Source organism: Streptosporangium sp. NPDC020145 (genome assembly GCF_040631275.1).
Taxonomy (GTDB): Bacteria; Actinomycetota; Actinomycetes; order Streptosporangiales; family Streptosporangiaceae; genus Streptosporangium.
Genome location: NZ_JBEXZT010000024.1, coordinates 49,208 through 67,769, shown reverse-complemented (window position 1 = coordinate 67,769; position 18,562 = coordinate 49,208). Strand labels below are relative to the sequence as shown.

The 18,562-nt window shown below is 72.3% G+C and carries 12 protein-coding genes; 3 read left to right on the top strand and 9 right to left on the bottom strand.

Annotated elements, in window-relative coordinates:
* Positions 1 to 6: 6 nt before the first annotated feature.
* From ABZ463_RS32120 to ABZ463_RS32100, 5 genes are all read right to left on the bottom strand, one after another.
* Complete coding sequence (locus ABZ463_RS32120) at positions 7 to 2,136, bottom strand: ABC transporter ATP-binding protein (protein ID WP_352015941.1); 2,130 nt, start codon at positions 2,134 to 2,136, stop codon at positions 7 to 9.
* A gap of 71 nt (positions 2,137 to 2,207) precedes the next feature.
* Positions 2,208 to 3,134: an ABC transporter permease gene (locus ABZ463_RS32115; protein ID WP_362781785.1), complete on the bottom strand. Its 927-nt coding sequence runs from the start codon at positions 3,132 to 3,134 to the stop codon at positions 2,208 to 2,210.
* A gap of 9 nt (positions 3,135 to 3,143) precedes the next feature.
* Positions 3,144 to 4,127 carry an ABC transporter permease gene (locus ABZ463_RS32110; protein WP_352015889.1) on the bottom strand — a complete coding sequence of 328 codons (984 nt, stop codon included), beginning with the start codon at positions 4,125 to 4,127 and terminating at the stop codon, positions 3,144 to 3,146.
* Positions 4,128 to 4,341: 214 nt separating this feature from the next.
* Positions 4,342 to 6,681, bottom strand: a complete 2,340-nt coding sequence (locus ABZ463_RS32105) for an AAA family ATPase (protein WP_362781780.1) — start codon at positions 6,679 to 6,681, stop codon at positions 4,342 to 4,344.
* A 238-nt stretch (positions 6,682 to 6,919) separates the two neighbouring features.
* Positions 6,920 to 8,812: a hypothetical protein gene (locus tag ABZ463_RS32100; RefSeq protein WP_362781777.1), complete on the bottom strand. Its 1,893-nt coding sequence runs from the start codon at positions 8,810 to 8,812 to the stop codon at positions 6,920 to 6,922.
* 228 nt (positions 8,813 to 9,040) lie between these two features.
* Between ABZ463_RS32100 and ABZ463_RS32095 the strand changes: the two genes are divergently transcribed.
* The 3 genes from ABZ463_RS32095 (at position 9,041) to ABZ463_RS32085 (ending at position 12,471) form a co-directional block, all read left to right on the top strand.
* Positions 9,041 to 10,579: an MFS transporter gene (locus ABZ463_RS32095; protein WP_362781774.1), complete on the top strand. Its 1,539-nt coding sequence runs from the start codon at positions 9,041 to 9,043 to the stop codon at positions 10,577 to 10,579.
* Between the two features lie 876 nt (positions 10,580 to 11,455).
* A complete protein-coding gene (locus tag ABZ463_RS32090) occupies positions 11,456 to 11,920 on the top strand; it encodes a hypothetical protein (protein WP_362781771.1) in 465 nt (154 codons plus the stop codon).
* Positions 11,848 to 12,471 carry a VanZ family protein gene (locus ABZ463_RS32085; protein ID WP_362781768.1) on the top strand — a complete coding sequence of 208 codons (624 nt, stop codon included), beginning with the start codon at positions 11,848 to 11,850 and terminating at the stop codon, positions 12,469 to 12,471. Before ABZ463_RS32090 ends, ABZ463_RS32085 begins: the two co-directional genes overlap by 73 nt.
* Positions 12,472 to 12,480: 9 nt before the next feature.
* On the opposite strand, the gene ABZ463_RS32080 is transcribed toward ABZ463_RS32085, so the two are convergent.
* The 4 genes from ABZ463_RS32080 to ABZ463_RS32065 are packed head-to-tail and all read right to left on the bottom strand — an operon-like array spanning position 12,481 to position 18,461.
* Positions 12,481 to 13,071, bottom strand: coding sequence for a phosphoribosylanthranilate isomerase (locus tag ABZ463_RS32080; RefSeq protein ID WP_362781765.1), 591 nt, complete (start codon positions 13,069 to 13,071; stop codon positions 12,481 to 12,483).
* A gap of 28 nt (positions 13,072 to 13,099) precedes the next feature.
* Positions 13,100 to 13,357: a hypothetical protein gene (locus tag ABZ463_RS32075; protein ID WP_362781762.1), complete on the bottom strand. Its 258-nt coding sequence runs from the start codon at positions 13,355 to 13,357 to the stop codon at positions 13,100 to 13,102.
* 59 nt (positions 13,358 to 13,416) lie between these two features.
* The gene (locus ABZ463_RS32070; RefSeq protein ID WP_362781759.1) at positions 13,417 to 14,859 is read right to left on the bottom strand and encodes a serine/threonine-protein kinase; all 1,443 of its coding nucleotides are present in this window, start codon (positions 14,857 to 14,859) and stop codon (positions 13,417 to 13,419) included.
* Positions 14,860 to 14,897: 38 nt separating this feature from the next.
* The gene (locus ABZ463_RS32065; RefSeq protein WP_362781756.1) at positions 14,898 to 18,461 is read right to left on the bottom strand and encodes a serine/threonine-protein kinase; all 3,564 of its coding nucleotides are present in this window, start codon (positions 18,459 to 18,461) and stop codon (positions 14,898 to 14,900) included.
* Positions 18,462 to 18,562: the final 101 nt, after the last annotated feature.

Genomic DNA, 18,562 nt, shown 5'->3' with positions numbered 1-18,562 from the left:
CCAGGGTTATACGACTTCGACCTTCTCGGCGAAGTGACAGGAGACGCCGTGGTCCTCGCCGACCGGCCGGACCTGGGGCTCCTCGTTCACGCATCGGCTCTGGCCGGTCTCGTCGAGGGTCCTGAACAAGGGGCAGCGGGTACGGAAGCGGCACCCGGAGGGAGGTTCCGCCGGGCTCGGCAGGTCGCCCTCCAGCAGGACTCGCCTCCTGGAACGTTCCCTGCGCGGGTCGGGCAGCGGGACCGCCGAGAGCAGCGCCTGGGTGTAGGGGTGCATCGGGGCGTCGTAGACCGCGCCGACCCGGCCTATCTCGGCGATCCTGCCGAGATACATGACCGCGATCCGGTCGGCGATGTGCCGGACCACGGCCAGGTCGTGCGCGACGAACAGATAGGACAGCCCCAGGCGCCGCTTCAGGCTCTCCAGCAGGTTGACCACGCCCGCCTGGATGGAGACGTCGAGGGCGGAGACCGGCTCGTCCAACACCACCAGCCTGGGCTCCAGGGCGAGCGCCCTGGCGATGCCGATCCGCTGGCGCTGGCCGCCGGAGAAGTCCTGCGGGTAGCGCCCGGCGTGACCGGGGTCCAGCCCTACCAGGCCGAGGAGCTCCTGGATCCTCGGGCCGGGGTCTTTGACGCCGTGCGCCCGCAACGGCTCGGCGATGATGTCGTAGACGGTCATCCTGGGGTCGAGCGAGGCCAGCGGGTCCTGGAAGACGACCTGCATGTCGCGTCTGACGGCCATCCGCTCGCGGGCGCCGAGGGCCGAGGTGTCGTGTCCCAGCACCACGATCGCGCCGCGCTGCGGCCTGGCCAGCTCCAGGATCTCCATCAGGGTGGTCGTCTTGCCGCAACCCGACTCACCGACCAGGCCCAGCGTCTCGCCCTGCCTGATGTCGAAGCTGATGCCGTCGACGGCGTGCACCGTGCCGACCCTGCGCCGGAAGAGCGCCCCTCTCAGCAGGGGATAGTGCCTGGTCAGCCCGTCGACCGCCAGCACCACCTCGCGTTCGCCGCGGGGCCGTACCGCGACGGCCGTTTCCTCGGGCCGGGCCTTGGGCTCCGCGACCCGGTAGACCTCGGCGGGCGACCAGCCCTCGGCCTCGATCTCTCCCGCGCGGACGCAGGCCGCCAGGTGGTCCGGCGCGCCGGCCTCGCCGAGCGCGGGCTCCGCCTCGGCGCACACGGGCACCGCGATCGGGCAGCGTGGCTCGAACGGGCAGCCCGGCGGCAGCGCGGCGGGCGAGGGCGGACTGCCCGCGATGGGCACCAGGGGCTGGTCCCCGCCCTCGTCGAGCCGGGGAACCGACCCCAGCAGCCCCATGGTGTACGGCATGCGTGAGCTGTAGTAGACGTCGTCGACGGAGCCGACCTCGACGGGTCGCCCGGCGTACATGACCATGACCCTGTCGGCGAACCCGGCGACGACTCCGAGGTCGTGCGTGATCATGACGATCGCCGCCCCGGTCTCCCGCTGCGCCCGTTTGAGCACTTCGAGCACCTGGGCCTGGATGGTGACGTCGAGGGCGGTCGTCGGCTCGTCGCAGATGATCACGTCCGGGTCGTTCGCGATCGCCATCGCGATCACCGCGCGCTGGCGCATGCCCCCGGAGAACTCGTGCGGGAAGGCCCTGGCGCGCTGCGCGGCGTTGGGGATGCCGACCAGGTCGAGCAGTTCGACGGCCCGCCTGGCCGCCTGCTGCCTGGAGACCCGCTGGTGGATCCGTACGGCCTCGGCCACCTGGTCGCCCACACGGTAGACGGGCGTCAGGGCCGACAGCGGGTCCTGGAAGACCATGGAGATGGCCTTGCCGCGAAAGGCGGTGAGCGTCTTCTCCGTGGCGCCGAGTATCTCCCTGCCGAGCAGCCGTACCGAGCCGGTGACACGGGCCTGTGGCGGCAGCAGGCCCATCACGGCCAGCGAGGCGACAGACTTCCCCGACCCCGACTCGCCGACGATGCCGAGCACCTCCCCCGGGTTGACCGAGTAGCCGACCCCCCGTACGGCGTGCACCGCGCCCGCCCCCGTGCCGAAGGTGACGTCGAGGTCGGTCACCTCAAGAACCGGGCCGGTGGGCGCCGCGGGCACAGGAAGGGCGCGACGCCGGTGACGCCCCCCTCTCTCCTGCCTGGCCATGAGGCCGTGGAACTGCGAGAGGGGGAACCTTCCCACGGGGAAGACCCCCACCCGGCGCTCTTCGCGTTCGCTCACCGTGCTCCTTTTCCTGTCGCGGGTTTTCTGGTCGCGGGGTCGAAGGCGTCGCGCAGGGAGTCGCCGACCAGGTTCACCGCGAGCACGGTGACGATCAACAGCCCGGCGCAGAACCAGAACGTCCACGGGGCGTAGACGGCCGTCTGCGCGCCGTCGGCGATGAGGCCTCCCAGCGAGACGTCGGGGGGCTGGATGCCGAAGCCGAAGTAGGACAGGGAGGTCTCGGTGAGGATCGCGGTGCTGACGTTCAGCGTCGCGTCCACCACCAGCAGCGAGGACATGTTCGGGATGATGTGCCGGAAGATGATCCTCGCCGGCGGGACGCCCATGTACCTGGCGGCCTGGATGAACTCCCGCTCCTTGAGCGAGACGGTCATGCTCCGGACGATCTTCGAGGTGACCATCCAGAGGAACATCGCCAGCAGCAGCACGAACAGCGGCCACTGGCCTCCCGCGAACAACGGCGACATGATCGCCAGGATCAGGAAGGCCGGAAGCACGAGCAGCAGGTCGGTCAGCCAGGTCAGCGCACGGTCGGCCCAGCCGGGGAAGTATCCGGCGAAGGCGCCGACCACGGCGGCCAGGGTCGTGCCGACCACGGCGGCCAGCAGCCCGACGATGAGCGACTTCTGCATGCCGCGCAGCGTGACCGCGTACACGTCGGCGCCGGTCTGCAGCGTGCCCCACCAGTGCTCGCCCGAGGGCGGCTGCAGGAAGGCCATGAAGTCCTTGTCGGTGTAACCCCACCGGCCGGCGTACGGCCCGGCGAAGGCCAGCAGGAACAGCAGCGCCAGAAGGGCGAACCCGACACGGCCCTGGAAGGAGCCGAAGAAACGTCCCGCGACCACCCGCAGCCTGGAGGGCGCCGTGATGCCCGCGACGCTCGCCTCCTGCTCGGCGAACCGCTCGTCCGTGATGGCCATCGCTTCCCCTCACCCCACCCGCACGCGCGGGTCGAGAACCGCGTGCAGAACGTCGGACGCCAGGGAGGCCACCAGCACCGCGAAGGCCGCGAAACAGCTGATCGCCGCGACGGTGTTGACGTCGTTGGTCGAGATGGAGTCGACCAGCCACTCGCCCATGCCGTGCCAGCCGAAGATCTTCTCGGTGAAGGTCGTGCCGACCAGCAGCGCGCCGAAGGTGAAGGCGAAGTAGGTGACCGCCGGGATCAGCGCGGTGCGCAACGCGTGCCGCACCAGCGCGGTACGGCGCCGCAGCCCCTTGGCCATGGCGGTGCGGACGAAGTCGGCGCCGAGCACGTCGAGCATCATGTTGCGCTGGTAACGGCTGTAGACGGCGATCAGCCCCAGGGACAGGGAGAGCGTGGGCAGGATCAGGTGCCGCAGGCGGTCGGTGAGGTGGGTCAGGAGATCGCCCTCAAGGCCGGGCGTCGTCTCACCGCTGACCAGGAAGACCTGGGCGCCGGTCAGGTCGTTGAACGAGACCGCGCCGATGATCAGGATGTTGGCGAGCACGACCGTCGGAACGGCCAGGACGGCGAAGGAGGCCCCGGTCGCGAGGCGGTCGAACACGCCGTACTGCCTGACCGCCGCGTACGCGCCGACGAGCACACCCGTGAGGCTGCCGAGGACCACCCCCACGGTGATCAGGCGCAGTGTGACGCCGACGCGCCGCCCGAGGTCGTCGTTGACCGGCCCGCCGGTGACCGTCTTGCCGAAGTCGCCGTGCGCGAGGCCGCCGACCCAGGTCAGGTAGCGCTCGACCAGCGGCGTCTGGTCGTTGAGGTTCAGCTCGGTGAGCCGCGCGTCGATGACCGCCTCCGGGATCGGCGGGTTGCGGCCCTCGTAGTTGGAGCGGGGGTCGAGCGCGAAGGCTGCGAGCATGTAGGCCAGGCTCGTGGCGACGACGATGAGCACCAGATAGTTGAGCAGCCTGCGGAGAAGAAACCCCGCCATAGCGCCCCCCTTAAGCGTCGTCCCTGTTGTCGATGGCCATCCTGCTACATCTTGCGGCCACTCAACTACAGGGAGTGCTCAATCGGGGGTTCGATCTCGGTCAAGGGCGGTGTTTACCACGCCATCTCTCTGGTTGTCGAACCATCCCTCTGGTTGTGGAACCGAAAAGCACATGTCGGCCATCGCACGCCGTACGGGACCGAGTGGGGAGAGGTCAGCGTCCGGCGAGCTCGTCCACCGCGGCGCGCAGGTCGGCGCTGGTGATGGTGGTCAGGTCCGCCGCGCTGGCCGTGCCGCCCATCTGGGCCGCCAGGCGCACGTCCCTGCGCATCGCGGCGCGCTCGAACAGCGAGCGCGCGAACCTGCCGTTGCCGAGGCTGTCGATGAGGCCGTCCGCGCAGACCCAGGTGAAGACCTCGTCCAGGTCGCGTGCCGCGGCCTCGTCGAAACGGTCGCCCGCCTCGCGGGCGAGCAACGCGGCGATCTCGGCGAGTTCCCGGGGCGAGTAGGAGGGGAAGTGCACCCGCTGGCCGAACCTGCTGGCCAGGCCCGGGTTGGTCGCCAGGAAGGCGTCCATCTCCCGTTCGTATCCGGCCAGGATGATCACCAGCCGGTCGCGGTCGTCCTCGGCCCGTTTGAGCAGCGTCTGCACCGCCTCCGTGCCGAAGGCGTCACCCCCCGCGTAGCCGGGGTTGACCAGGCTGTAGGCCTCGTCGACGAACAGCACCCCGCCGAGCGCCCTGTCGACCAGCTCGTTGGTCTTGATCGCGGTCGCGCCGAGGTGCTGACCGACCAGGTCGGCCCGCTGTGCCTCGACCACGTCGGGCTGGGCGAGCAGGCCGAGGGCGGCGAAGATGCGGCCCAGGATGCGCGCCACGGTGGTCTTGCCGGTGCCCGGCGGCCCGGCGAAGACGAAGTGCCTGGTCTGCGGGGGTGTCGGCAGCCCCCGCTCCTGGCGCATCCTGGCCACCTTGAGCTGGGCGGTGATGGCGTGCACCTGCTGTTTGACCGGTTCGAGCCCGGCCATCCTGTCCAGGTCGGCCAGCGCCTCCTCCAGGGAGGGGATGGCCTGGTAACCCCGGTAGCGGGCGGTGAGCTCGTCGAAGGCCTTGGCGACGTCCCGCGCGGTCGTGGTCACCAGGTCCTGCGCCGTCGGTGAGCCGCCCGCGCCGACCACCCGCACGTCACGGGCCTGGGCCGCGGCCTCGACGAGGCTCCTGGCGAACCTGGCGTTCCCCAGCTCGTCGACGAGGGCGCGCCGGTGCACGTCCTCGAAGCGGTCGAGCAGCGCGGGCCCGGCGTCGTCGGCGAGCCGGTCGCCGCGCCGCCGCTGCAGCAGCTCGGTGATCTCCAGCAGTTCTCCCGGGGAGTAGCTGGGGAAGCGGACCCGGCTGGAGAAGCGGCTGGACAGGCCGGGGTTCGACGACAGGAAGGAGGCCATCTCCTTCTCGTATCCGGCCAGGATGATGATCAGCCGGTCGCGGTCGTCCTCGGCCCGTTTGAGCAGCGTCTGCACCGCCTCCGCGCCGAACCGGTCCGGCTGGCCGTCCCCCGAGTTGATCAGGCCGTAGGCCTCGTCGACGAACAGCACCCCGCCGAGCGCCCTGTCGATCACCTCGTTGGTCTTGATCGCGGTAGCACCGAGGAACTCCCCGACGAGGTCGGCGCGCTGGACCTCGACCACGTAGGGGGTTTCGAGCAGGCCGAAGGCGTAGAAGATCTTCGCGACGGTCCTGGCGACGCTGGTCTTGCCGGTACCGGGAGGACCGACGAAGACGAAGTGGCGCATCGGCGGCTCGGTGGAGTATCCCGCCTCCTTGCGCAGCCTGGCCGCCTCGATCGAGGCTGCGATGGAACGCACCTGCTCCTTCACCGGGGCCAGGCCGATCATGCCGTCCAGCTCGCCGAGCGCCTCCTCGACGGAGATCAGCGGCGGGGCCGCGGGTGTGCCCTGCGCGTGGGCGGGCTGCCCGCTCTCACGCGCCCTGATCCGCACCCGCTGGTCCCCGGCCCGCAGATCGGCCCTGGCCTGACGGGCCTGGACGAACCGGTAGACCAGCACGGCCGCGGCGACGCCGTAGGCGATCCACGGGGCGACGCCGGGGGCGAAGACGGAGATGGCGGCGGCCACGACGGCGGCGGGCACGAGCGCGGCGAGCGTGGTCAGCCACGGCGGCACCCAGCGGATGAGGTGGGCCGCTCCCGCGACGGGCAGCGCCAGGAGCGTCAACGGCATCGAGGCGGGCACCCCGACGCCGTACAGGCTCTGGAAGGGGGGCATGAGCAACACCCACCCGACCACCACGACCAGGGTCGCGGCGGCCCGGGGGAAGCGCAGGGTCAGTCCGGCGAAACCGAGCAGGACCAGGATCGCCAGGAAGGTGTCGCGCGACCACCCCATGCCCAGGGTCAGCCCGACGGCCAGGACCAGTGCGAGGAGGTAGATCAGCCGGCGTGTGCCGGGAGCGAGCTGGAAGTAGCGCAGCCGTACCCTTTCGAACGCATCCCGCACCGCCGCCCGCCCCGCGGGCCGGATCCTGTCGGGTTCCCGCATCACGCCTCCCCGGATTCGCCCCCGGTTATACCGCACCGGGCAGACGTTTGCGCGTGCGTGAGCGCCACGCCACGCCGCCACACTGACACGATCAGATAAACGGACGAGACCGGATGAACCCCACGATCCGGGTGCGGGGTTTCTGCCCCGCCTTCGGATGCCGAAACGATCCCTCCCGCCGCCTTCCCGCGTGCCCTCCCCGGGCCTTCCTGCGGGCGGTCCCCGGCACGGTTAACCCTCAGCGTGTCCGCGTGGTCCCGTGTCGCTCCCGGGCACGGCGGCGCCGGTGGCGGTCCCGGTGGCGGGCACCGCCGAGACCTGGGACTTCGGAGACGAGGACCCGCTTCGGGGTGATCCTGAGCGCGCCCGTCTCCACGTCGCCGACCGCGACGCCCCGCACCTCGGCCCAGAACCGGCTCTGCGCCGGGTCGGTGACGAACACCGTGACTCTCGGGTCCCGTCCGGCCGCCTCCCAGGCGTCGGCGGGGGCGGTCAGGAGCAGTTCGCCGTCCGCCTGGCCGGTGACCTCGGCGGCCAGGGTTCTGGGACCCTCCCGGTCCGTGAAGGCCAGGACGACTCCCCTGACCCGGGCCAGCGCCCGCCGCACGTCGCCACCGAGGAGGATCGGCGCCCGCGCGTCCGCCGGCGGGCGCACGTCATGCCCCTCCCGCATGGCCAGGCCCGAACGCCACGGTCCCGGCAGGTCGTGCCCGCGCGCCCGTGCCGCCCTGAGGGCCAGCGCCCCGGCGAGTACGGCCGGCGGCACACCGCAGGCCCACCAGATCCACCAGGTCCACCGCTCCAGGCCTGCCCCGGCCAGCAGGCCGGACGACGTCACGACCGCGACGCCCGTGAGCAGGACCGAGGTCAGGGTCAGCAGGTACCGGGTGGCCGTGAGCAGGCGGTCGGCGGCGAGCACCCGGTCGACGAGGTGCCCCGCCGTACCCCTCGGGCGGGCCAGGGCGAGCGCGACGGGGACGGCGGGGGCGGCCAGGGCCGGCCGGATCTCGCCGAGTGCCCCCGCGGCCAGCAGGAGCCCCATGAGCGCCGACCAGGCGCGGGCCGTGAGCATCCACAGCGTCGTCTCGGCGTTGCGCCGCGCCGTACGGTCTCCCGGGATGGCGGCGAACTCGGCCAGCGCCCTGACCGGGCGCCCGCGCCACGCCCGCACGGGCACCCGCAGGGCGGGCAGGGCGATGCCGTTGAACAGGACGAATCCCGCGAGCAGGGGCCACGTCACGCCCTGCGGGACGGGCGGGAGGGTGGCGACCGCCACCGTGTAGGCCACGACGGCGAGCACGGTGGCCGAGACCGAGACGCCGAGCCAGGGGTCGCGCGCGAGCAGACGCGGCACGTAGCGCCAGAGCCTGATCTCACGACCCCGCCTGAGGGTGATCGCCGCCCCCGCCAGCACGGTCACGCCACCGGCCACGGCCGCCGCGGCGGGCCCGGTCCGCAGGACGAGCAGGGCGGCCACGGCGAGCGCGACGGCCAGCAGTGCACGGATCTGCCGGGACCAGGCCTCCACGGCGTCCCTCGTGCGGGCGGTCTCCCGGGGGTCGACCGGCCAGGCGGGGTCGTGGTGGCCGTGCGGAGGCCGCCAGCGCAGCAGGGCGAGCCCGAGGTTGACCCGTGCGAGCGGGTGGTCGTCCGCCAGGCGCAGCGCGGCCCGGTAGGCGGCCTCGGCCCGGTGGTGTTCGCCGCGCAGCAGCGCGAGGTCGCCGGCGAGGACGTGGGGGTCCGGCTCCTCGGGGGCGTAGCGGACGGCCCTGTCCGCCTGGACGGCCGCCTCCCACCGGCGTCCCGGCACCCGGCGCAGGGCGGCGCCCAGTCGCAGCCGTGCCGTCCACGACCCTGGAGCGGTCCGTACGGCCTCCTCGGCGGCGGCCACGGCCTCGGCGTCTCGGCCGAGGCGTTCGAAGGAGAGACTCAGCAGCCGGTATGCCCAGTCCGCGACACCGGTGACCTGACCGTGCCCCATGGCGTCGAGCGCCTCCTGTGGCCGGTCGCGCTCCAGCAGGGCCGCGGCCGTGGCGCACCGTTCGCGGGGGTCACCGGTGTCACCGTCCGGTTCACCGTCCGGTTCACTGTCCGGTTCCGGCGGTTCCTGGACCTCGTGCTGGCTCCCCACGACCGTCATCGTGCGCGCGAGATCACTGTTTGCCTAGATAAGAGATATATCCCTGTATCTCTCTAGAGAGGCAGGATATATGGGGACAATATCCACAATTAGCGGTAAGCCAATCTCCGATTCCTGGCTTTCCCACTACCCGGCTTCGCCTAAGCTGCCTGGCATGTCCGTCGAGGCCGACGTTCCCTTCAGCGGCCCCTCCAGCGGCTCATGATCGCCATGGGGGTCGTGGACAGTGCGGTCCGCACCGGGATCGACCCGCGAAGGCGAGGGACCGGCCGTTGGTCGGTCCTGATCCTGCTGTGCTTCAGCCTGCTGCTCATCGCGGTGGACGCGACGGTCCTGCACATCGCCGTTCCCGCGCTGACCGCCGCCCTCGAACCCACCTCGGTCCAACTGCTGTGGATCATCGACGTCTACTCCCTGGTGGTCGCGCCGCTGCTGCTGACCTTCGGCACGCTCGGCGACCACTACGGCAGGAAACGCCTGGTGCTGATGGGGTACGTGGTGTTCGGCGTCGCCTCGGCCGCCGCCGCGTTCGCGCCGAGCGCCGCCGCGCTGATCGGCGCGCGGGCCCTGCTGGGCGTCGGCGGCGCGATGATCATGCCCGCCACGCTCTCCATCATCAGGCAGGTCTTCACCGACCGGCGTGAGCGCGCCGTCGCCCTGGGGGTGTGGAGCGGGGTCGCCGCCGCCGGGGCCGCGGTCGGCCCGCTCATCGGCGGGTTGCTCGTGGAGCACCTGTGGTGGGGCGCCGTCTTCCTGATCAACGTCCCGATCCTGCTGGTGCTGTTGCCCGCGGCCGTCAGGCTTCTGCCCGACTCCTGCGCGCGGGCGCTGCACCCGTGGGACGCCTTCAGCGCGCTGCTGTCGGTCGTGGGCATCCTCGCCCTGGCCTTCGGCCTCAAGGAGACGGGGACCGGCGGCACCGGTGGACCGGTGGTCTTCCTGGCCGGGATCGGACTGCTGGCCTGGTTCGTGCGCAGGCAGCGGCGCTCGCCCTCCCCGATGCTCGACCTCGGCCTGTTCCGGCAGCGGGCGTTCTCCATCGGGGTCGCCGCAGTGTTGCTCACGGTCTTCGCCCTGGTCGGTCTCGAACTGATGCTCGCCCAGTATCTCCAGCTCGTGCTCGGCGACAGCCCCTTCCAGGCGGCGGTCCGCCTGCTGCCGCTGATGGCCGCCGCGGTCGCCGGCGGCCTCGCCGGGGCGCGGCTGCTGCACCGCTTCGGGCTGCGCGCGACGATGGGCGGCGGCCTGGCGCTGACCGCGCTCAGCCTGCTGCCCACGCTGGCCTGGGGTACGGAGCCGCACTCCCTGACGCTCGCGCTCTGTTTCGTCGGCGTCGGTTTCGGCATCCAGGTCACCCTGCTCGCCGCCTCCGACACGATCATGTCCTCGGCGTCCGAGGCACGGGCCGGTGGTGCCGCCGCGATCGAGGAGACCGCCTACGAGCTGGGGGCCGGCCTGGGGGTCGCGGTCCTCGGCACGGTCACCACGGCCGTCTACGCGCCCTCGCTGGCACCGGTCGCCGGGGTTCCCTCCGGCCTGATGACCCTCGCGCGTCAGTCGCTCGCCGCCGCCGCGCACGCGGCGCAGGAGATCGGCGGCGAAACCGGGGCCGCGCTGCTGACCGCCGCCAGAGTCGCGTTCGTCGGCGGTCTGCACTCCACGATCGTGGTGAGCGCGCTGCTGCTGGGCGCGACCGCGGCGCTCGTCACCCTGCTGCTCCCCCGTGGCACCGTCCCCCCTGAGCACGGTCACCACTGACGGGTTCCAAGACCGCGGGCCGGTGATCACCCGTCCGTCCGGCGGACCGGTGACCGCCCCCCTTCCGGCCGGGCCCCTCCGGGAGGGGAACAGTCCGGCCTGACGGCCCGCGGTCTCGGCCGTCACCCGCGGCAGCACGGCCCGGGGCCGGCTACGGCGTCCGGCTACGACATCCGGTCCGAGGTGTGGCGGCGCTCACCCTCCAGATCGCACCGCCACACCCGGCATACGGGGTGTCGTGTGACGGCCTGACCGTCCAGATCACCCCTGCTCTGTCGGCGGGATCCGCCGGTTTCCGTCCGCCGCGGCGCCGTACGGGCGTCTCGTGGCGCGGGCCACCCCCACCCCCGGGGCGGCCATGTGACCATGTGACGGCGCTCCCGAGCCGTCCAGCGATGTGTATGGCAGACGGTCGGGTGGTCGGATTGGAAGCATTCATTGCTGTTTTCTCCTTTCGGCGCGGGAGGGGTGCGCGGTCGTTTCTCCTCAAGGGTGCCTGAGAAGGACTCTTTCGGCAGCCACATGATTGCGACGATCTGTTCGCACATTGAGTTTCGGTTTCTGTAGGACGCACACAGGTTTATGTAGGACCGTGAAGGATTCCTCGCCGACGGCGCGAATATATTTCACAAATCCCACATAACAGGCAGCCCACACAAGCCCTGACCTGCACGGGACCCGATACCACGGCGCGACCCCGGTCGAGCTTCGTTGATCACGTGCCGGTTTGCGGATAGGTTCCCCCTGACCGCGAAACGCGAGGGAAAAACAAAGATATCCGACAATTAGAACATTGCCCACAAATCACAATTTGTCATTTATGCCCTTTTTCTTGCGCCGTCTGCCGCCGCGAACCCACCAGCGGAAGGACTCGCCTTGCTGGATCGCCTCCTGCCCTCCCTCGTCACGCCGACCGCATTTCTCACCGTCTCGGCGATCGCCTGCGCGGCCGTCTGGGCGGGGAGCGCCGCGGCCGGGGACACGGGTTCCGTCGGCGACTGCGGTCCCTCCCTGACCTTCTCCGGCTCCGCGTTCGGCTACCTCGACAACGGCACGCTCAGCGCCGGGTTCTGCGTCAAGGGGAGGTCCCTGCGCCGAATCAACGTCGCCTACGACAAGGCGCGGGGAGGGGCGACGAACGTCCGGCTCGGCTACCAGCAGACGAACAGCTCGGGCGTCGGGATCAAGAGGCCCGTCTACGGCCCGGCCGTGACGGCGCGGGCGGGCGGCACCACCTTCAGGAGCTTCTCCCTCTCCCTTCCCTCCGGGTGTTACCACGGGATCATGCTGAACACCGCGACCCGTTTCCAGTACGTCACGAAGGTCTGGGGCGACTGCTGATCCCCCTGCCCGTCGAGGTCTTCCTCGCCAACCGTGACCTCTGGCTGCCGGTCGTCTGCCTGCTGACGGTCCTCACCGGACTGTGCGTCCCGCTGAGCCGAAGAGCCTCGGCGGTGTTCCGCGTGCGGCGGCCGACGGCGTTCCTCTGGCTGTTCTCCCTGGCCGTGATCCCGGCCCTCACGATGCCGACGCGTCTGACCACGCACGGCCTGGCCTTCTGCGCGACCGGCGGCCCGGCCTCCCTCACGGAGGCCCAGAACCTCCTCAACCTCCTGCTCTACGCCGCGCCCGCCCTGCTGGGGGTCCTCGTGACCCGCCGCCCGCTGGCGGTCGTGACGGGGCTGGCGGCGGCCTCCCTCGCCCTGGAGATCACCCAGGCGTTCTCGGAGGGGCGTAGCTGCGACGCGGCGGACGTGCTCTTCAACGTCCTGGGCGCCCTCGCGGGAGCCGGGACGGCGCTGCCCGTCCTGCGAACGGCTCCCCGCTCCCCACGCGGAACGCCCGCGATCCCGGCCGAACGGCCGTCCCGGACGCCCGGGGGCACCGGGTAGCCGGGGACTTCAGCCGCGCGCGGCGGCCACGAACTCCCTGATGAGCCCGGCGTCCTTCACCCCGGGAGCGGTCTCGACACCGCTTGAGACGTCGACCCCCCACGGCCGGGCGGCGGTCACGGCCTCGGCGACGTTCGCCGGGCCGAGTCCTCCGGCCAGCATCCAGCGGCCCTGCGGGAGGCCGCGCACCGCCGCCCAGTCCCACGGCTCCCCCGAGCCTGGGCGGGGGGCGTCGACGATGAGCATGTCCTCGTCGAAGGCTCCGCAGCGCAGGTCGGCGCCCGCCGCCGCCCCGGCACGGACCAGTGTCAGGCCGAGGTCCTTGAGCGCGGTGAAGTCCTCGTGCGGATGGGCGCCGTGCAGCTGCACGGCCCGCACCCCCGACTCGGTCGCGGCCCGCCGTACCTCCTGCGGAGTCTCACCGGCGAAGACCGCGACGGTCAGCACATGGGCGGGCACCTCGGCGGCCAGCTCACGGGCGAGTTCCGGGGTGATCCGCCGAGGGCTCCGGGTCAGGACGAAGCCGATCGCGTCGGCCCCCGCCTCGACGGCGGCCGTGACGTGGCCGGGCTCTCGCAGCCCGCAGATCTTCACATACACCCCTGCACCCTAGCGGTGCCCGAACGGTTCAGGCTCCCTGTTGCATCGGGATGCCGACCCGGTCGACGATCGCGTCCTCCCCCTCCTGACGGGCGCAGTGCGCGCAGCAGAACCAACTCCTGCCCACCTGGACCCCGTGGCCGACGACCTTCACCCCGCAGTGCTCGCACACCGGGGCCATCCGGTGGACCGCGCACTCGAAGCTGTCGAAGACGTGCACGGCCCCCTGCGCGTGCACCTCGAAGCTCATGTCGTAGTCGTTGCCGCAGACCTCACATCGCGCCATGTCTTCCCCCCGAAAACTCACGGCGTACTCCCGGCTATGCCTACCCGCCGGGGGAGGGCTCAGACAGGTCGGCCGCCGGTTCCGAGGGCGGCCACCAGGGCCGCGACCAGGGCGAGGGTCAGCAGTACCGTCAGCCCCAGCCAGTACAGGCGGTCGCGGGCCGTGCGGGCCCGCGCGTCACGGTCCGCCTCGATCCACCCGGCCAGCCTCGGCCAGGCGTACGGCAGCGCCGGATCTGCCAGGCGGGCCAGGTCCCCCGCACGGACGACCAGCGGCCCGAACGCCTCGGCGATCCGTTCCTCGGCCTCCCCCGCGCCACGCGGCCCGCCGCGCCCGTCCGCCAGCCTGAGGAACATCGCCGAGGCGAACGGCCGGTCGGCCGGGTCGAGCGTGACGTAGGCGTCCTCCGCGACCGCGCCCAGTCCCGGGTCGTCATCCGGGGTCCGCAGCCTGGCCGCCATGGCGTCGCCCGCCGCCAGCAGGAAGTCCAGGGTGAGCGGCACGCGGGCGGCCAGCAGGGCGTCGGCGAGACAGACCCGCCCGCCGAGGACCGCCTCCGTGGTGAGCGGCGCCTCCGCGGTGAACGTCTCCGCCGCCCATCCGGGGATGTCGCCGCCCGAGGGCACGAGACAGGCCGCCGGCAGGCAGGCCGCGGTGGGGGATGCGTGTGTGAGGCAGTCGGGGGCGAGGCAGGGGGCCTTGAGCCGGACGGTCGCGTCCGCGGAGACCAGGGCCCGCAGCAGGTCCCGGGCCCCGGGCCTGCGCTCGGGGTCCTTGGCCAGGGAGTCGGCGACCAGGGCGCGCAACGGCTGCGGGATCGGGTCCAGGTCGGGATCGACCGACAGCACACGGTGCATGACCGTCCCCAGACTGGTGCCCTCGAACGCGTCCCTCCCCGTCGCGGCGTAGAACACGACCGCGCCCCAGGCGAACACGTCCGCGGCGGCGCCGGGCTCCCGTCCGGTGAACGCCTCCGGCGCGGTGTAGGCCGGGGCGTTCATGGCCAGCCTGGGCCAGGTCAGCGTCGTCTCCGTCGGGGAGAGCGGCCCGAACCCGACGACCCTGGGACCGTCGGGGCCCAGCAGCACGTTGTCCGGGGTGAGGTCACGGTGGACGACCCCGGCCTCGTGGAGGGCGGTCAGCGCGGTGGCCAGGGCCGCGGCCAGGTGGAGCAGGTCGGGCCCGGCCAGGATCCGCCCCGCCCCACGCAGGCTCGGCCCGGCCACGTACTCACTGACGACGTACGGCCGCGCCCCCACGCAGTCGGCGTCGATCACCTTGGCCGTGCAGGACGGCGCGGCGGCGCGGACCGCGGCCACCTCCCCGGCCAGTGGCCGCCACAGTTCGGGGTCTCCGTGCGGCACCTTCACCGCCACCCGCCGCCCTCCGGAGTCGTAGGCCTCGTAGACCACGCCCCGGCGGCCCGCCCCAAGACGGCCCGCCAGCCGGTAGTCCCCCAGACGGTGCGGGTCCCCCTCGATCAGCCTCGCCGCGACTCTCATACGGTGTTGGATGCGATCTCAGACCGGAAAGTTCTGGGTCATCGGGGGCATACATCACGGTACGGCGTCTCCCCCAGGTAGGTCCGCCACTCCTGCGCCGAGAGCGTACGGCCCGCCCTCGCGCAGACCGCGTTCGCCACGGCCTCCGGCTCCACCGGGTGCTCGGCCAGGACTCCCGAGGAGTCGGCGACGACCAGGCGCGTCCCGTCTCCGGTGAAGGCCAGCGCCTTCGGCTCTCCTGGCCCCGTCGCGATCGGCTCGCCGAGGCGGCGCCCGGTCTCGACGTCCCACAGCGCCACGGAGCCGCCGTCCACCCGGCCCGCGATCACGTCGCCGCGCGGCGAGTAGGTCAGCAGGGGGGTCTCGCCCGCCCCCGTCCTGACCGTCTCACCGACCTGCTTCCTCGACGAGGTCTCCCAGACCGACAGCCGTCCCGCCTGGTCGGCGATGGCGAAGCGGGAGCCGTCCCCGCCGAAGGCGAGCGAGAGGACGGGGACGCCGACGGTCGGCGAGCCGTACGAGGGGCCGAAGGGTTTGCCCGTGCGGGTGTCGAGCAGGCGCTGTTCACCGCCCGCGACCGCCAGGGTCCTGCCGTCCGGGGCGAAGCGGAGGCCGTCGGGGTAGCCCTGCTTCCTCGCCCAGCGGTGCCGGCCGCCCGGCACGTCCCACAGGTGGATCTCCCCGCCGTCCCCGGTCGGGGAGTCGGGGTAGGCGACGTATCCGGCGAGGGCGGTGCCGTCGGCGTTCACCGCGATGGCGGTCACGTTGCCCTGTCTCGGGGCGGTGACGGTCATGACCTTCTCGAACGTCCTGGCGTCCCAGATCTGCACCTCGCCCGCCATGTCGCCCGTGACGACCGCCAGCCGTCTCCCGTCGCCGCTGAAGGCCATCTCGAAGTAGCCACCGGGGTCCTGTGAGCCGACGTCCAGGGCCGCCGGGGACCTGCGTCCGCGCACGTCCCACAGGACGACCTTCCCCGGCCCCTCCCCCTTCGAGGCGAGCAGGCGGCCGTCGGGGCTGAGCGCCGCCCTGGCGAAGCCCGCCTTCCCCAGCGGCGCCGGGGCGGTCGCGAAGGCGATGTCGAGGCTGGTCACCGAGTCCTCCGACAGGTAGCGCAGGGTGCGCCCGTCGGGGTCGAAGGCGGCGACCGGCCTGAACGCGGCGACGGCGTGGGTGAACAACAGGGCACCGTCCGCGACGCGCCAGAGCCTGATGTTGCGCTCGCTCACCGACGCCAGGAACCGCCCGTCGGGGCTGAAGACCAGCGTGTCCGCGTCGCCCTCGTCGAACGAGCGCTGCACGTCGGCGTCGGTGAAGGAACGTTGCAGATCGGCGCCGGTCGAGGCGTCGTGGAGCCGGATGAGCGCTCCGGTGCGGACCGCGACGACCTTGCCGTCCGGGCTGTAGGCGACGCGCCGCACGCAGGTGCACCGCTGTCCGAGCGACACCTTGCGGCCGTCCGCGAGGGTCGTGGCCGTCGCGTTCCCTCCGAGGTCGGCGACGGCGAGCCCGGTGCCGTCCGGCGAGGTGTCGAAGCCCATGCCCGCGGTGAACGGGGCCGCCTCACCGCCCGTCCGCCGGTTCCAGACCATCAGCCCCTCGCCCCTGCTGACCAGGACCAGGTCCTCCGAGCGGCCGAAGGTCACCTGGGATATGCCGTCGACGCCCCTGCCCCGGACGGTGAGGGTCGCACCGGTCGGCTTGCCGGTCGTCATGTCCCAGATCGTGAGTTTCGTCCCGCTGACCACGGCGAGCAGCCTGCCGCTCGGGCTCAGCGCGATCCCGGTCAGCTCGTCGCCTATCCCGTCGAACCCGCCGGCGCGTCCGCCGGTCCACACGTCCCAGACGCGCGCCTGTCCGTCCCCGGCGCTGACGAGGACGCGCCCGTCACGGCTCAGCGCCCGCAGCGTGTGCACCCCGGCCGCCGGGTCGTGGAAGGCGGCCGTCTCACGCTGGGCCAGCGAGCCGGTCAGGGCGGCTCTCGCCTCGACCACCGGGTTCAGCCGCCAGGCGGCCACGCTGAGCAGCATGGCCCTGACCGGCTCGGAGACGCGCAGCGATTCGGCGGTCGCGGCGAGCTGGCGGGCCTGCGCCTGGTCGCGCTGGTGCGCGATGGTGACGCTGCGCGCCTCGGCGACCCTGCCCTGCTGTACGGCCAGCACCCCGGCGGCCAGCGCGACCGCCAGCAGCCCGGCCAGCGTCACGGACAGCAGCCTGCCCCTGCGTGCGCGGCGCCTGGCCAGGGCGGCTCCCGCTTCCAGGAAGTCGCGTTCGACCGGGCTCAGTGTGATGTTGCGCCGTCCCGTCGCCGCCCAGTTCATGGCGTTCTCCAGGTTGCTGCCCTGGAACAGGTCGCCGTCCCTGCGGCCCTGGCTCTGCCAGCGCCAGGCCGCGGTGAGGATGTGCCGGTGCACGACCAGGCCGTCGCGGTTGGCCCCGACCCACTGACGCAGCCGGGGCCAGGCCTGGGTCAGGGCGGGCCGCGAGAGCCACAGCGCCTGCTCGTCGCGGCCGACCAGATAGGTGAAGGCCGCGAGCACCCGGTGGACGGCGGCGATCTCCTCCTCGCCCCTTCCCTGGAGGAGTTCGGCCAGTTGGGCGCGCCGTACGGTGAGCTCTCCGTCGTCGGTCACGGTGACGAGCCGGAGGAACACCTCGGGGGCGATTTCCCGTTCGGCCTGCCCGAGCGCGCCGAAGGCCTCCTCGGCGAGGTCGCCGAGCGCGGGGTCGTTCGAGCCGGTGTGCATCCGGCCGCCCGTCTCGCTGCCCGCCGCGAGCAGCCGCCGGGTGTCGAGCGAGCCGCCCCCGCTGATCAGGGCGAGCAGCAGTTCCCTGGCGGCGGGCCTGGCCGTGGGGTCCTTGGCCAGAGAGGCGGCCACCAGCGGACGGAGCTGCTCGGGCAGTACGTCCAGCTGCGGCTGCACGGAGAGCACCCGGTGCATGACACCGCCCAGGCTCTCCGCCCTGAACGGGTCGAGTCCTGTGGCGGCGAAGACCATGACCCCGCCCCAGGCGAAGACGTCGACGGCCTCGGTCGCGCGCTCCCCCATGAAGATCTCGGGGGCCATGTAGGTGGGGGTCCCCGCGACCATCCCGGTCGCGGTCAGCGACATGTCGGCCATCCGGGCGACACCGAAGTCGATCACCCGGGGGCCGTCGGGACCGAGCAGCACGTTGTCGGGCTTGAGGTCTCGGTGGATGACCCCGGCCTCGTGGATCGCGGTCAGCGCGGTGGCGACGGCGGTGGCCAGGCGGTGCAGGTCACCGCCGGTGAAGCGGCGCCCGTCGACGACGGCCCTGCGCAGGCTCGGTCCCTCGACGTACTCGGAGACGATGTACGGCCTGGGCCCTTCGAGGTCGGCGTCCACCACGGCGGCCGTGCAGAAGGAGGCGATCCGCCTGGCGGAGGCCGCCTCGCGGCCGAACCGCTCGCGCAACTCGGGGTCGGCCGCCGCGTCGCCGTGCAACACCTTGACCGCGACCCGTTCGCCCCGTGCGTCGTAGGCCTCGTAGACCACTCCCTGTCCGCCCGCGCCCAACCGGCCCGCCAGCCAGTAGCCGCCGAGCCGTTGCGGATCTCCGTCGACCAGTCCGGTGCTCATTCCCGCCTCCGTTCACCGGCTTGTTGGACGCGCCGCTGGACACCATAGTTCGGCCGATGTCACGCACTCAGGCGTTCCCCAGGTCAGCGGCGTCGTCCGGC